The organism is Sorangium sp. So ce131, from assembly GCF_051519095.1.
Lineage (GTDB): Bacteria > Myxococcota_A > Polyangia > Polyangiales > Polyangiaceae > Sorangium.
In genome coordinates this window covers 14,001,007-14,015,150 of record NZ_CP150455.1, presented here as the reverse complement: position 1 = coordinate 14,015,150, position 14,144 = coordinate 14,001,007, and the positions used below count along the sequence as shown (strand labels likewise).

The 14,144-nt window shown below is 73.0% G+C and carries 12 protein-coding genes; 10 read left to right on the top strand and 2 right to left on the bottom strand.

The features are described 5' to 3' along the window. Positions 1 to 797 precede the first annotated feature (797 nt). The 9 genes from WMF43_RS50985 (at position 798) to WMF43_RS50945 (ending at position 10,141) form a co-directional block, all read left to right on the top strand. On the top strand, positions 798 to 1,910 hold the full coding sequence (locus WMF43_RS50985; RefSeq protein WP_437676412.1) for a hypothetical protein: 1,113 nt from the start codon (positions 798 to 800) through the stop codon (positions 1,908 to 1,910). Positions 1,911 to 1,972: 62 nt separating this feature from the next. Then, positions 1,973 to 2,569: a tRNA isopentenyl-2-thiomethyl-A-37 hydroxylase MiaE gene (miaE, locus tag WMF43_RS50980; protein ID WP_437676410.1), complete on the top strand. Its 597-nt coding sequence runs from the start codon at positions 1,973 to 1,975 to the stop codon at positions 2,567 to 2,569. Positions 2,570 to 2,575: 6 nt separating this feature from the next. After that, positions 2,576 to 4,018, top strand: coding sequence for a hypothetical protein (locus WMF43_RS50975; RefSeq protein WP_437676408.1), 1,443 nt, complete (start codon positions 2,576 to 2,578; stop codon positions 4,016 to 4,018). A gap of 190 nt (positions 4,019 to 4,208) precedes the next feature. Next, on the top strand, positions 4,209 to 4,685 hold the full coding sequence (locus WMF43_RS50970; RefSeq protein ID WP_437676406.1) for an ATP synthase F0 subunit B: 477 nt from the start codon (positions 4,209 to 4,211) through the stop codon (positions 4,683 to 4,685). Beyond that, positions 4,682 to 5,683, top strand: a complete 1,002-nt coding sequence (locus tag WMF43_RS50965) for a F0F1 ATP synthase subunit B family protein (protein ID WP_437676404.1) — start codon at positions 4,682 to 4,684, stop codon at positions 5,681 to 5,683. The genes WMF43_RS50970 and WMF43_RS50965 overlap by 4 nt, the downstream gene beginning before the upstream one ends. Next, on the top strand, positions 5,680 to 6,222 hold the full coding sequence (gene atpH, locus WMF43_RS50960) for an ATP synthase F1 subunit delta (protein ID WP_437676403.1): 543 nt from the start codon (positions 5,680 to 5,682) through the stop codon (positions 6,220 to 6,222). Before WMF43_RS50965 ends, atpH begins: the two co-directional genes overlap by 4 nt. 118 nt (positions 6,223 to 6,340) lie before the next feature. Continuing rightward, complete coding sequence (gene atpA, locus WMF43_RS50955; RefSeq protein ID WP_437676402.1) at positions 6,341 to 8,236, top strand: F0F1 ATP synthase subunit alpha; 1,896 nt, start codon at positions 6,341 to 6,343, stop codon at positions 8,234 to 8,236. 6 nt (positions 8,237 to 8,242) lie between these two features. Then, positions 8,243 to 9,214, top strand: a complete 972-nt coding sequence (atpG, locus tag WMF43_RS50950) for an ATP synthase F1 subunit gamma (protein WP_437676400.1) — start codon at positions 8,243 to 8,245, stop codon at positions 9,212 to 9,214. Between the two features lie 321 nt (positions 9,215 to 9,535). After that, positions 9,536 to 10,141 carry an L-threonylcarbamoyladenylate synthase gene (locus WMF43_RS50945; RefSeq protein WP_437676398.1) on the top strand — a complete coding sequence of 202 codons (606 nt, stop codon included), beginning with the start codon at positions 9,536 to 9,538 and terminating at the stop codon, positions 10,139 to 10,141. 388 nt (positions 10,142 to 10,529) lie between these two features. On the opposite strand, the gene WMF43_RS50940 is transcribed toward WMF43_RS50945, so the two are convergent. Next, the gene (locus tag WMF43_RS50940; protein WP_437676397.1) at positions 10,530 to 11,468 is read right to left on the bottom strand and encodes a DNA-methyltransferase; all 939 of its coding nucleotides are present in this window, start codon (positions 11,466 to 11,468) and stop codon (positions 10,530 to 10,532) included. Continuing rightward, positions 11,465 to 12,373 carry a penicillin-insensitive murein endopeptidase gene (locus WMF43_RS50935; RefSeq protein WP_437676395.1) on the bottom strand — a complete coding sequence of 303 codons (909 nt, stop codon included), beginning with the start codon at positions 12,371 to 12,373 and terminating at the stop codon, positions 11,465 to 11,467. Before WMF43_RS50935 ends, WMF43_RS50940 begins: the two co-directional genes overlap by 4 nt. Positions 12,374 to 12,544: 171 nt before the next feature. On the opposite strand from WMF43_RS50935, the gene WMF43_RS50930 reads away from it, so the two are divergent. Continuing rightward, the gene (locus WMF43_RS50930; protein WP_437676393.1) at positions 12,545 to 14,113 is read left to right on the top strand and encodes a hypothetical protein; all 1,569 of its coding nucleotides are present in this window, start codon (positions 12,545 to 12,547) and stop codon (positions 14,111 to 14,113) included. Positions 14,114 to 14,144: the final 31 nt, after the last annotated feature.

Here is a 14,144-nt window from a genome sequence, read left to right as displayed (position 1 = left end):
CGCTGCTCTGAAGTCCGCTCCACGAAATAGGTCTGGGGGGCGGCCCAACGATCTGCCGCCCCCAACTTTTCCACAGGTCTCTCAGCGAGGACTCGCCTCTAACTTTCGGAGATCCCTACGTTATTTTGAATGTATCCGAAGGGCTCGTCGACTTTTCAACAGTCCGCCCACGGCCTTCTTCGCCCTCGGAGAACGTCCACGTGCATCCATGGAGTACAGGTCTCCCCGCGGCCCCCTGCGCCGGCGCTCGGCTCGGCTCCAGCCGAGCGCGCCGTGCGAGGTGGGGTGCAACCGTTGCGTCGAGGTCTCTTGCATTGGAAGACAGATCGGCACAACCGTCCCCCATACCGCCTCACAGAGCTCGGTAGCCCGCAGCGCCCCTTTCGGGGCCACCCTTTGGAGGACCCGGTGCGGCATAGGACCGCCCCGAGGACGAATCCGAGGTAGCACCGGGTGCGTCCGGGCGTCTATCCCCAACTGCGAAACCTGGGCTAACTATCCAGGATCGCTCAGGTAAATTCACGGCGCGCCGCACTGCGAAACCCGCTTCGCGTCGGTCAAGCTCAGCCCCTCGGACACCGGACGCCAAAACTCCCGACGCGGGGCGGTGATTTCGGCGATGCGCCCCCGATGCCATAGCAAAACCCGCTCATCTCGCCGTCAAGGGGTTAATGCTGGCTGGATTTCCAGCTTTTTGAAAAACGCGGAGGTCGTCCAGCACAGAGCGACCGGGGTCGAGCAATTTTTCGGGTCCGAGAATTTGGCCCCGGGGTCCGGGTCTGAGGTATGGCGAGGTGATGCCGCTCGGGATCCGGTTGACAAAGGGGGCAGGTCTCGCGCGCTCGTCGCGCCGGGCGCCGGCCTCCGCGCAGGCCAGGATCCTGGCGCTCTCGGGCGCGCTCGCGCTGACGGCGTCCGCGGGGACCGCGGCGGCCGACGCGTCCTCGCTCCCGCCGCAGCTGTCCTACGCCTACGGCGAGAGCGAGACGCCCCGCGCCGCGGCCTTCGGCGGCGCGCTGCGCGCCCTCGGGAACGGGACGTCGGCCATCTTCACGAACCCGTCCGCCATGGTGGAGACCCGCGTCTACCACCTCCAGGGGCTCTTGCAGTGGAGCCCGGACGCGGAGCGGCTGGTCCCCGGCGCCGTCGTCGTCGACTCGGTCACCGGGAGGCTCGCGGGGGCGATCGCCTTCACCGGCGGCTGGATCGACATGGGGGAAGGCGGCGGGCTCAGGCGCTCCTTCCTCGACGTGCGGGTCGGCCTCGCCTACCCCATCACCGAGCGCCTCTTCATCGGGGTCGCCGGCCGCTACGCCAAGATCTCGCAGGACGGGACGCTCGGCGGGAGGTGGCTCGACGACGGCCCGGTCTCCGGCGGCCTGCGCGACAGCGACGACGTCGAGGTGAAGACGAACCAGGCCGGCGAGCAGGTCGCCGTCCCCACCGGACGGCACTCCCTGGTCGACGAGTTCACGTTCGACGCCTCGCTCACCGCCAAGCCCACCGACACCCTGTACATCGCGGTCGTCGGGCAGAACCTCACGTTCCCGAACCACGGGCTGCTCCCCACCACCCTCGGCGGGGGCGTCGGGGTCGGGACCGAGGACTTCTCGATCGAGGTCGACGGGCTCGCCGACCTCCACTCCTACAGCGACGCGACCTTCCGCATCATGGCGGGCGGCGAGTACCTCGCCGCCGACCACTTCCCGCTCCGCGCCGGCTACCGCTACGACCAGGGCGCCGGGCAACACGCGCTCTCGATCGGCGTGGGGTACGTGGGCACCCAGTTCTCCATCGAGGCCAGCGTGCGGCGGGCGCTCGCCGCGGACGGCCCCACCACGATCGTGGCCGGGCTCGCGTACCACCTCGAGTCGAGCGGCCTGACCCGCGCGACCTCCGACGAGCCCTAGCCGCCCCTCGCCTCGCCTTCTCCCCTTCTCGCCGCGCCGCGCCTGCTTTAGGTCCGCGGGGCGTGCTGTGCCTGACCCTACCGACCGATCCCCGCTGGGCTGACCTGGCGCTCGCCGACCTGCCGGCGCTGCTGACCGACCACGCGCACTGCGAGATGAAGGCCGCGTCGAACGCGCTGTCGCTCGCCGCGCGCTGGCCCTCGATCCCGCGGCTCGCGCGCGCGCTCGTCGACCTCGCCGAGGAGGAGATCCGCCACTTCCGCGCGCTGCTCGACGTGATCGAGCGGCGCGGGCTCGCGCTCGGCAAGCCCGAGACCGACGTGTACGCGAGCGAGCTGCGCAAGGCGGCCTCCAGCACCTGCGCGCGCAACGCGAAGGCCGCGCTCATCGATCGGCTGCTCGTCGGCGCGATCATCGAGGCCCGCTCCTGCGAGCGCTTCCGGCTGCTCGCCGACGGGCTCGCGGCGCGCGAGCACGAGCTCGCGCCGCTCTACGAGGAGCTCTTCGCGTCCGAGGCGCGGCACTACCGGACGCTCGTCGACCTCGCCGTCGAGGTCGCGGGCGACGAGGGCGCCGCGCGAGCCCGGCTGGCCGAGCTCGCGCGCGCCGAGGGCGAGATCGCCGGGCGCCTCGGGACGGCGCCCGCCGTGCACGGGTAGGTGACCATGGACCTCGATCTGATCCGCCTCGATCGCGAAGTCGCCCGGGCGGCGCGCGCGTGGCGCGCGGCGCTCGGCGACGTCGTCCGGCGCGGCCCCGCGCCCGCCGCCGAGGACCAGGACGGCCCGAGCGCCGCCGAGGCGAGGGCCCGGCTCGAGAACCCGCTCGACGCCTTCCGCCGCGCCAGCTCGCGGACGACCTACCTCGAGCTCACCGGAAAGACGCCCAGCCTCGGCGCGGAGCTCGGGATCGCGAGCGCCGCGCCGTCCACCGTCGCGCCCGATCCGACCGGCCTCGCCGCGCCGCTCGCCGACTGGGTCTACACGCTCACGCTGGAGCGGGTCCTCTGGGCCGATCGCCTCCGGCTCGCCGCCGCGTGGCACGCGCCGTCGATCACCGTCGATCTGCCCGAGCCGGTGCGGCTGTCACCCTACGAAGCGCGCATCAGGCTGCTCGCCGAGCCCACGGACGCCGGGCGGCAGACCCTCGCCGACGTGCTCACCCGCGGCTCCGGCGCGGTCGCGGACGCGGCCCGCATCCTCGTCGAGCGCAAGCAGGAGGCGTCGCGGTTGCTCGCAGAGGAGGGCCTGCGCGCGATCGAGCTCCCGACGGATCCCCCCGAGGCCGCGATCGGCGCCGCGGACGTGCTGCTGCGCCGGACCGAGGCGATGCTCGAGCGCGCGTCGACCTGGCACGACGCGCTCGGGCGCGCGGTCGGCAGGGACGCCTCCTCGGGGTGGCCGGCGCGCCTCGGCCCCCGCTGGATCGAGGAGCTGTTCCGCGCGACGAAGCTCACCGAGGGGCTCGCGATCGATCTCGGGCCCTTGCCGCGCCCGCTCGGTGCCGCCTCCTTCGCCCGCGCGCTCGCCCGCTTCGGCGCGGCGCTCTCGCTCGCGTCCACGCGCGGTCCCTTCGCGCTCGCGCGGCGGCCGTTCGATCTCCGGCAGGCGCGCCGCGCCGCGCTGTTTGGCGGCCTCGTCGCCGACCCGGTCTTCTGCGCGCGCGCGCTCGGGCTCGGCCGGGGCCGCGCGCTCGATCAGGCGCGCGCGACCGCGCGGAGCCTCCTCCTCTCGCTCCGGCTCGACGCCGCGCGGGTCGGCCTCGTGTTCCACGCCGGCGGGCACGTGCTGCTCCGGGCCGCGCGCGACCGGAGCGACCTCTTCCAGGAGGCGACCGCGCGCGCGCTCGGCGCGCCGATCCCGGGCGCGCTCGCCGGCGTCGTCCCGGCGCTCGAGCCGGACGCGGCCGCGCGGCTCGTCGGGGCGCTCCTAAGCGCGCGCGATCGGCGCGATCTGATCCAGCGCTTCGACGAGGACTGGTTCCGCAATCCGCGCGCGGCCGAGGCCCTGCGCGACGAGGACCACGCGCCGCCCGCGCCGGTGCGCCCGAGCGCCGCGGATCTAGAGAAGTGCGTCGACGAAATGACGCGCTCGCTCGCAGGCCTGTAGGGGCCGGCGCGCGCCGCCGCCATCGTCCAAACGCGCGAACTTTGCGTCGACGAACGCGGCGCGACCGACCTGCCGAGATCCCTTCCAGCTTTGGCCAACACGTGCTAGTCCGGCGCGCGGCAACGCCCCCCGGGCCCCGGAGCAGCGCGCGCCTCCCGCCGCGCCGCCCCTTGTCGCCGAGCAAGCACCCGTGAATCCGAACGCCATCCACCCCCTCTTCGCGTCCGGCGCCATCGCCGTCGACTTCGATCTGACGTTCATCGCGCAGATCGCCCTGTTCTCGACGTTCATCGTCGTGCTCAAGCCGCTGCTGCTCGACCCGCTGCTCCGCGTCTTCGAAGAGCGCGAGCGGCGCACCGACGGCGCCAAGCGGGAAGCGCGCGAGATGGACGAGCGGGCCGGCGAGCTCCTCACCCGCTACGAGGCCGAGATCGAGAAGGTCCGGCGCGAGGCCGGCGTCGAGCGGGAGCGGCTCCGCGCCGAGACCGCCAAGATCGAGGCCCAGATCATGGCCGAGGCGCGGAACGAGACCGCGCGCATCCTCGAGGACGGCAAGGCGAAGATCGCGGCCGAGGTCGCCCGCATGCGCGCGGAGCTCGCCGCCGCCCAGCCCGCGCTCGCCGCGGAGATCGCCGCGAGCATGCTCGGCCGCGAGGTGCGCCAGTGAAGCCGCTCCGCCGCACGTCGCTCGCGCTCGGCCTCGCCGCAGCGCTCTCGGCCGGCTCCGCGCTCGCGCAGGAGCCGCAGGCGCTGCCCCCGGGGCACCCGCCCGTCCAGCCGCCGGCCGCGGCCCCCGGCGCGGCCCAGCCGGGCGCGCAGCCGATGGTCCCGCGCCCGCGGGACGCCCAGCCCGGCCGGCCGCTCGGCCCGGGCGGACGGCCGCTCCAGCCCGGGCACGGGCTCCGCCCGCCGGGCACCCCGCCCGGCGGCCGCGCGCGCCCCACGCCGCCGCCGGCGGAGCACGCCGAGGCCGGTCACGGCGCGGAGGAGCACTGCCCCGGCCACGGCCCGACGGATCCGCCGCCGCACGTCAACTGGTGGCACGGGCTCATCGGCGTGAACAACGAGGCCGCCCAGAAGGGCGGCATCAACGCGCTGCTCTGGCGCTACCACGACGAGAAGAACCCCTGCGACCCGAAGAACGAGCCGCCGCCGTTCCTCGCCTCGGTCCTGAACTTCGGGCTGCTCGCGTTCATCGTCGTCCGCTTCGGGAGGAAGCCGATCGCCGACGCGCTGAGGAAGCGCAAGGAGACGATCATGCACGAGCTCGACAACGCGGCCCGGCTCAAGCAGGACGCCGAGAAGCGGCTCGAGCAGTACGAGGACAAGCTCACGCGGCTCGAGGAGACGCTCGCGGCGCTCAAGGCCGAGCACGCGGCCCAGGCCGAGCTCGAGAAGGCCCACGTGCTCGCCGAGGCGGAGCAGCGGCGCGCCCGCATGCGGCGGGACGCCGAGTTCCGCATCAGCCAGGAGCTCAAGGAGGCGCGCGTCATCCTCCTCCAGGAGGCGGTGCAGGGCGCCGTCGTCGCCGCCGAGGAGCTGCTCCGGCAGCGCGTCGGCAGGGAGGACCACGACCGCGCGGCCGAGGAGTACCTGAAGGCGATCCCCGTGGCCGTCTCCGCCGGCGCCGCCCGCGGAGCCCAGACGATCGGAGCAGCGCGATGAGCTACGAGGCAGTCGCCCGGCGCTACGGGCGCGCGATCTTCGAGATCGGCAAGGAGACCGGCACCCTCTCGGCCCTCGCCCGGGAGATCCAGGACGCGAGCGCGATGTACAACGCGAGCGAGGAGCTCCGCGCGGTGCTCGACAACCCGCTCCTCCCGGAGACCACGCGCGAGGAGCTGCTCCGCGAGGTCGGCGCGCGCGCCGCCTTCTCGGAGCTGACGCAGAACACGCTGCGGCTGCTCGCGCGGCGCCGGAGGCTGGCGGCGCTGCCCGAGATCGCCCGGCAGCTCGCGATCCTCGTCGATCAGGACCAGAACCTCGCCCGGGCCGTCGTCACGAGCGCGGGCCCGCTGAGCGACGGGTACCTCGACCGGCTCCGGGCCGAGCTCGAGAGGGCGACCGGCAGGAAGATCTCCATCACCCACAAGCAGGACCCCTCGCTCATCGCCGGGGTGGTCACCCAGATCGGAGATCAGGTGATCGACGGCAGCCTCCGCACCCGGCTCTCGAGCTTCCGTGACAACCTGCTCCGAACCTGAAGGGGAGCGATCCCGCTCCCCTGTCTCACGATAGGTCGGGGCCCGCGGCGTTCGCTGGCCCCTCGACCTTGACGACGTTGATTCCGAAGCCCAAGCGTCTCCCCACAGAGGACTCCGCATGCAGCTCCGCGCCGAAGAGATCTCCCAGATCATCAAGAAGCAAATCCAGAACATCGACAAGGCCGCTCAGGTCACCGAGACGGGCACGGTGCTCACGGTGGGTGACGGCATCGCCCGCGTGCACGGCCTGAGCCGCGCCATGGCCGGCGAGCTCGTTGAGTTCAGCGGCTCGGAGGGCGGCAGCCTGATGGGGCTCGTGCTGAACCTCGAGCAGGACAACGTGGGCGCCGCGATCTTCGGCGATACGAGCCTCATCAAGGAGGGTGACGCCGTAAAGCGGACGGGGCGCATCATGGAGGTGCCCGTCGGCGAGGCGACCCTCGGGCGCGTCGTCAACGCGCTCGGCATGCCGATCGACGGCAAGGGGCCGATCGACTCGAAGGAGCGCCGGCGCGTCGAGGTGAAGGCGCCCGGCATCATCCAGCGTCAGCCGGTGACCGAGCCGATGCAGACCGGCATCAAGGCGATCGACGCGATGATCCCGGTCGGCCGCGGCCAGCGCGAGCTCATCATCGGCGACCGGCAGGTGGGCAAGACGGCCGTCGCGGTCGACGCGATCATCAACCAGAAGGGCAAGGGCGTCATCTGCGTCTACGTCGCGATCGGCCAGAAGCTGTCGACGGTGCGCCAGGTCGTGGACAAGCTCGAGGCGCACGGCGCGATGGAGTACACGATCGTGGTCGCCGCGACCGCGAGCGAGACCGCGCCGCTCCAGTTCATCGCGCCGTACACCGGCGTGACGATCGGCGAGTACTTCCGCGACAGCGGGCGCCACGCGCTGTGCGTCTACGACGATCTCTCGAAGCAGGCGGTCGCGTACCGCCAGCTCTCGCTCCTGCTCCGCCGCCCGCCGGGCCGCGAGGCGTACCCGGGCGACGTCTTCTACCTCCACTCCCGGCTCCTCGAGCGCGCGGCGAAGATGGCCGACGTCTTCTACGTCGTGAACAAGGGGACGAAGGTCGACGGGCTCGACGCGTCGTTCCGCGGCATCGACGGCAAGTCGCACGTGGGCGCGCACGGGATGCACTCGGCGAAGGACTCGCTCTGGAAGACCATCGACGGGGCCCTCTTCGAGAAGCTCGAGCAGGCGCGCAAGGACGAGAAGAAGGACGAGATCAAGAAGCTCGAGCAGCAGCTCTCGGACAAGGCGAAGGCGAGCGACTACGAGATCGTCCGCGATCCCCGGTCGGGCGGCTCGCTGACGGCGCTGCCGGTCATCGAGACGCAGGCCGGCGACGTGTCGGCGTACATCCCGACGAACGTCATCAGCATCACGGACGGGCAGATCTTCCTCGAGGCCGACCTCTTTTACTCCGGCGTCCGGCCGGCCATCAACGTCGGCATCTCGGTCAGCCGGGTCGGCGGCAACGCGCAGATCAAGGCGATGAAGTCGATCTCCGGCACGCTCCGCCTCGACCTCGCGCAGTACCGCGCGATGGCGGCGTTCGCCCAGTTCGCCTCGGACCTCGACGCGAAGACCCGCGCGCAGCTCGAGCGCGGCGCGCGCCTCACCGAGATCCTGAAGCAGGGCCAGTACGTGCCGCTCTCGGTCGAGAAGCAGGTCCTCATCATCTTCGCCGGCACGCAGGGCCTGCTCGACGACCTGCCCGTGGCCTCGCTCGCGCGCTTCGAGGACGAGCTCTACAAGTTCGTGGAGTCCAAGCACGCGCAGATCTTCACGGACATCCGGGAGAAGAAGGTCCTCGACGACGACCTCAAGGGCCGGATGAAGAGCGCGATCGAGGCCTACAAGAAGCGTTTCGTGGTGAGCGAGGGCGGCGCGTCCGCGGGCCCCACGGCCGCCGATGAGGCGGACGACGCGGGCGACGAGGACGAGGCGCCCAAGGCGAAGGCGAAGAGCGGGAAGAGCGCCTCGAAGGCGAAGGAAAAGTAAGCAGCCGTGCCGAGCCTCAAAGCCATTCGCAAGCGGATCTCGAGCGTCAGGTCGACGCAGAAGATCACCCGCGCCATGAAGATGGTCGCGGGCGCCAAGCTCAACAAGGCGCAGCAGCGCATCACCGAGCTCCGGCCCTACGCCGTCAAGGTGCAGGAGGTGCTCTGGGAGATCACGCGCGACGCGGCCGCTGCGCCCGCGGGCGAGGCGCCGGCGGCGGAGGGGATCGGGGCGGACGGGCACGCGGCGGCGCTCACCGGGGGTGAGAAGCTGACGCACCCGCTGCTCGTGAGCCGCCCGGAGCGGCGCGTGCTGCTCCTCGTGCTCACGAGCGACCGCGGGCTCTGCGGCGCCTTCAACACGAACATCAACAAGCGCGCCGAGCGCGAGTGGGCCAGCCGGGTCGAGGCCGGCCAGGAGGTCCAGCTCGCGATCATCGGCCGCAAGGGGCGCGACTACTTCGCGCGCCGCAATGCGCCCATCCTGGAGTACATCCCGGGGGTCTGGGACAAGCTCGGGCTCGAGACGGCCCAGGCCGTGGGCGCCAAGCTCCTCGCGCCGCTGAACAAGAACGAGGTCGACGCGATCTACCTCGTCTACAACGAGTTCAAGAGCGCGATCTCGCAGACCGTCGTGGTCGAGCGGCTCCTGCCTGCGGGCGGGCCGGCGCAGGAGCCGGGAGAGGGCGGCGACCACGGGGCGCAGGGCGGGCGGACGTCGGATTTCCTGTATGAGCCGGACCGGGGGGCGCTCCTGGAGCGGCTCGTTCCGATGTACGTGGACATCTCGATCCTGCGCGCGCTCTACGAGTCCATGGCGAGCGAGCTCGGCGCCAAGCTCACGGCGATGGACGCCGCGAACAAGAACGCCAAGGAGATGATCGATACCCTGACGCTCGCATACAACAAGGCGCGGCAGGCGGCGATCACCAAGGAGCTCATGGAGATCATCGGCGGCAGCGAGGCGCTCAAGGAGTAGGGCCCGGGAGCGGGGGATCCGGGTGGCACGCGCCGGCGGGGGGCTGTGCGCGGCAGCGTGCGGGGGGCGCTGGCCATCCGGCAAGACCGGGGCGAGGGAGCTGAAGCCGAGAACACCACCCGGCATGGCTCCCTTCGGGCCTTGATGCCTGAGACGTTTCGTTGCGCGCCCCACAGGGCGCGCCTGGGACGTGGAGCTACCTGACAGCGGATGGCACCTCGGTCGGTGCTCGGCGCGCCCCCCGCACGCTGCCGCGCACAGCCCCCCGCCGGCGCTCACGCTGGATGGCGGGCGGACCAAGCAGAAGCGGAAGACGAAGCGATGCTCCAGCCCATCAATCCCGACCACCCGGAACCGCGCAAGATCGCACGCGCTGTGGACCTGCTGCAGAAAGGCGAGGTCATCGGGTACCCGACCGATACCGTGTACGGGCTCGGGTGCGACCTGATGAACAAGGCGGCGATCGAGCGCATCTACCAGATCAAGGGGATGCGGGGGGAGAAGAGGCTCGCGTTCATCTGCCCGGATCTGAGCGATATCGCGCGCTACGCGATCGTCGAGAACCAGGCGTACCGCCTCCTCAAGCGCTTCCTGCCGGGGCCGTACACGTTCATCCTGCCCGCCACACGGGAGGTGCCGAAGTACGTGCACCTCAAGCAGAAGACGGTCGGCATCCGGGTGCCGAACCACCCGGTCGCGATCGCGCTGGTCCGCGCGCTCGGACGGCCGCTCATCAGCACGACGGCGGCGCCGCCGGGGGAGGATCCGATCATCGATCCGGGGGAGATCGATGATCGATTTCCGGGGCTGGCGCTCGTCCTCGACGCGGGGACGGGCGGGGGCGTGCCGACGACCGTGATCGACCTGAGCCAGGGCGACGTGCAGGTCGTCCGCGAGGGCGCTGGGCCCATCGACGATCTGGTCTGAGCCAGGCCGAGCGGGCCGGAGAGTGATGGAGCGCCAGGCCGGGCGCACCGAGGTCGACGCGCCCGTCGTTGCAAGCGTTGATGCAAACGGTGAAACGGCCTTCCCGGGGACCGAGCGGGGCGTTTCAAGCGTTGGAACCGGCGACTCGGCACCCGAGTGAGCCATCCCAAGCCTTGAAACGGACGGCTGGGGGGCCACGTGGGGCGCTGCAGGCGTTGAGACGGGCCGCTCGGGGACCGAGCGGGGCGTTTCAAACGTTGAGGCCGGCCTCTGCGGGCTCCAGAGCGGCGTATCAAGAGAGACATCCGGCGGCGGCGCTGTCTGGAGCGCCGATCGCGCGACGGGACGGCAGCAGCGCCGATCGCGACCACGTCACGACCCCTCGCGCTCAACCAGCGTGATCGGTTCGAGCGCACGCGCCAGGCACCTCGATCACCCTGTACGCGATCCCCTCCCGGTCGAGCCGCTCCCGCGCGGTCGCGAAGGCGAGCGGGCTCCGGTCGCCGCCCACGAAGCGACGGCCGAGCCGCGCGGCTGCGACGAGCGTGGTGCCGCTGCCGCACATGAGATCCGCGACGGTCGCGCCGGGCGCGGACGAGGCGCGGACGATCCGGTCGAGAAGCTTCTCGGGCTTCTGCGTCGGGTAGCCGGTGCCCTCGCGGCGCAACGGGGTGTTGGCGACCATCCCCGGGATGTCGGTCCACACGCTCCCGAGCCGGCGGCCCTCGTCGGCGTAGTACCGGTACACCTTGCCGCCGAGGATCCGCTCGCGATACAGGCGGCCGTCGTCGTCGCGGTGCTTGAAATGCATCGCGAGGCTCGTCTCGGCGTAGGGCTCGCGGAGCATCGGATCCGCGGCGTTGTAGACGACCCGGCCGCGGTCGGCGGCCGCGCGGGCGTAGAGGAGGATCGTCTGGTGCGTGACGGAGAAGCCCCGCGCGCCGCGGCCGCCGTTGCCCGGCGCCCAGATGATCTCGCCGAGGAAGGCGCCGCGGCCGAAGAGGCGATCACACGCGACCTTCGCCTCGTGCACCGCGCGGTGATCGAGGTGCAGGTAGAGCGTCGCGCCCTCGGCCATGCGATCGCGGACGGCCGCGAGGCGCGGGGCGAGCATCGCGACGAGCACGTCGGCGCTCGCGCGATCGTCGTACGCGTCGGGGCCGCTCTCGGGCTTCCGCCGGCCGCGCGCCTGGCCGGGCGCCGCGCGCGCGGTCATCGTCGTGCCGACCCCGAAGGGAGGGTCGAGGTAGACGAGGTCGAAGCGCACCTCGGGAGGGAGCGCCACGCAGACGTCGGCCGCGTCCCCCAGCGCGACGAGGTGGCTCACAGCGCGCTGTCGGGCGCCGCCGTGCGAGGGCTCGCGGCGGCGGCTCCGGGCAGGAGGTCGTCGAGGAGCGCGGCGGCGAGATCGTCGTCCGCGGGCGGGACGAGCTGCGGCGTCGCCGGGAGCCAGGGCCAGTAGGGACCGCCGCCGAGGCAGCCGGAGAGGAACCCGTCCGGCGTGCACGCGACGCGGAGGTGGATGTGATCGGCGTGCGCCGTGCTGTCGCCCGGCTGGAGCAGCACGCTCTCGGCGTACCAGACGAGCTCCGGATCCTCGCCGCGCGCCCGGGCGTACTCGACGACGAGCGCCTCGAGCCAGCGCGCCAGGAAGAGCCACTGGACGGGCGCGTCGGGCGAACGGAGGAGCGACCTCACGAGCAGCCACTGCCGCTCGACGTCGAAGCGGACGTACTCGTCCCCGTCCGAGGGCGAGGACGGGCGCTCCGCGCTGCCGTCGGGGAGCCGGGCGAGGCCGTCGGGGCCGAACTCCACGAACCCCGGCGAGCGCACCGGGCGCCCGTCCGGCGTCAGCGCGTAGAGCAGGAGATCCGCGTCGCGGCCGGTGCGGTGAGAGCGGTGCCCGCGGGTCTCCCCGCCGAACCGCGCGGAGAGATCGCCGACGAGGAGCGGCGCGCCGCCCGGCCGCGCCCGCGCGACCTCCGCCGCCGCGCGCTGGACGGCGGCGACGAGCCCCGCCGTCCCCCACCGGACGCCGTTGCTGCGGAGCAGCCGGTAGCCCTCGCCCTGCCTCGGCAGCTCGACGGCATCGGTGATGACGCCGTGGTGCGGGACGCCGATCGAGCCGCGGAGCGCAGGGGCGAGCGGCGTTGGAGAGGAGCCGACGCACGCCGCGCAGCAGAGCGCGGCGAGCCCGAGCAGGAGGGTGGTGAGGAAGGTACGGCAGGCCATGACGACGGTCGTCGCGCGTTCAGCACCGCCGCGGCGGCCCGCGCTGGAGGGCCACGGCGACGGTCCCCCGCGTCGCTCCCGTGGCCGATACCCCCGTCAGCGCCGGAGGGAAAGTTCTCGCGACGCCACCCCCTGCCCTCTCGGCGCGATCAGCGCTAACACCCCCGGCCCATGGAGCCCAGCCAACGCGCACCCCAGGGGAGCGCGCCCGCGGATCGACGCCCGCCGCCGCCGGAGGAAGAGCCCGAAGGGTTCGCCTGGAAAGGCGCCCTCGGCGTCGCCCTCGTCGTCGGAGCCCTCGTGGTCTGGCGCGCCTGCTCCACGCCGGAAGGCGGAGCAGGCAGGAGCAGCGCCCCCCAGGCGCCCGGCGCGGCCTCCGCGGCGCCCGGCGCGGGTGATCCCGCAGATCCCGCCGCGCCGGCGGCGCCGTCGCCCCCGCGCTGCGCGGCCGCCGGCCCGGCGCCGTTCGTGATCGGCGACGCCCCGCCGGCGGCGCGCGGGCCCGAGCAAGGCGCCGGCGGCGGCGAGCCGACAGGCCCCGAGGACCTCGCGCCGTTCGCCGTCGAGATCGGCCGCGGTACGACGTTCTCCGGCGGGTTCGCCGTCGGGGCCCAGCGCGAGGCGGAAGGCGGGACCGTCGCCATGGTGGCCACCCTCTCGGCGGACGGCGCCCAGGGGAAGCTCGTGCGGCTCGCGCGGTCGCGGGGGGACATGGACCCGCCGGTCGTCGCGGGCGCCGGCGGCGCGATCCTCGCCGCCATGCTCGAGCCGAACGCCGGCGGGCGCGCCATCAAGATCGCCAAGATCGACGGGGAGCACGTCACGTGGGGGGCCGAGCTCGCCGAGGGACGGGACGAGTCGCTCGCGCTCGACATCGCCGCGTCCGGCGAGCGGGCGGTCGTCGTCTGGGACGACGTGACCCGCGACGGCAAGCGATCGCGGATCATGCTGGCCTCCGCCGACGTGGGCTCGCTGCGCTCGGTCACCTCGCCCCGCCCCGTGTCCCAGCCGAGCACCGACGCCGAGACGCCGCGCGTGCTCGCGCGGCCGGGCGGCTACTGGCTCGCGTACATCGCGCGCGCGGAGGAGCCGGCGCGGCGGGCCTCGACGAAGCGAGGCGACGACGACGAGGACACGGCCGCGGCAGGGGAGACGATCACCCACCAATGGGTGGAGGTGGTGCCCATGGACGAGACGGGCGCGCTCACCAACACGCCGCGCGCGGTCACGCCGAAAGACGGGCACGTGCTGGCCTACGACGTGACGCTCGGCGAGGACGACGGCCTGATGCTGGCCTTCCGCGACGACGACACGCCGAGCGGCTCGAGCGGGGGGCGCATCGGCACCGTGCTGGTGCGGCTCGGCGGCGCCGCCGAGCCGCGCGTGATCGCCGGCGCAGATCGGGAGCAGGACGCGCCCCCCGAGGCCGCCCTGGGCCTCGGCGCCGGCGTGCCCGCGCTCCTTCCAGGCACGCGGGGGCGAGGTCCGGGAGGGCAGCCCGACGCCGCGGGCGCGCACGCGGCCGCGTGGCTCTCGATCGCGAACGCGTCGGGCCCGACGCAGCTCGCGGCGCTCACCGCGCGAGGCGAGCTCGAAGGCGGGCTGCACGCGGAGCCCGCGATCGGGCGCGGCGAGCCCATCGCGGCCCAGGCAGAGGCGCTGCTGGTGGCGCAGCCGGCCGGCAAGGCGATGAAGCTCGGCGTGCTGCGCTGCACGCTGGCAACGCCGGCATCGAAATAATCGCCTCGCCTTGGAGAAAGCGCGCCGGATC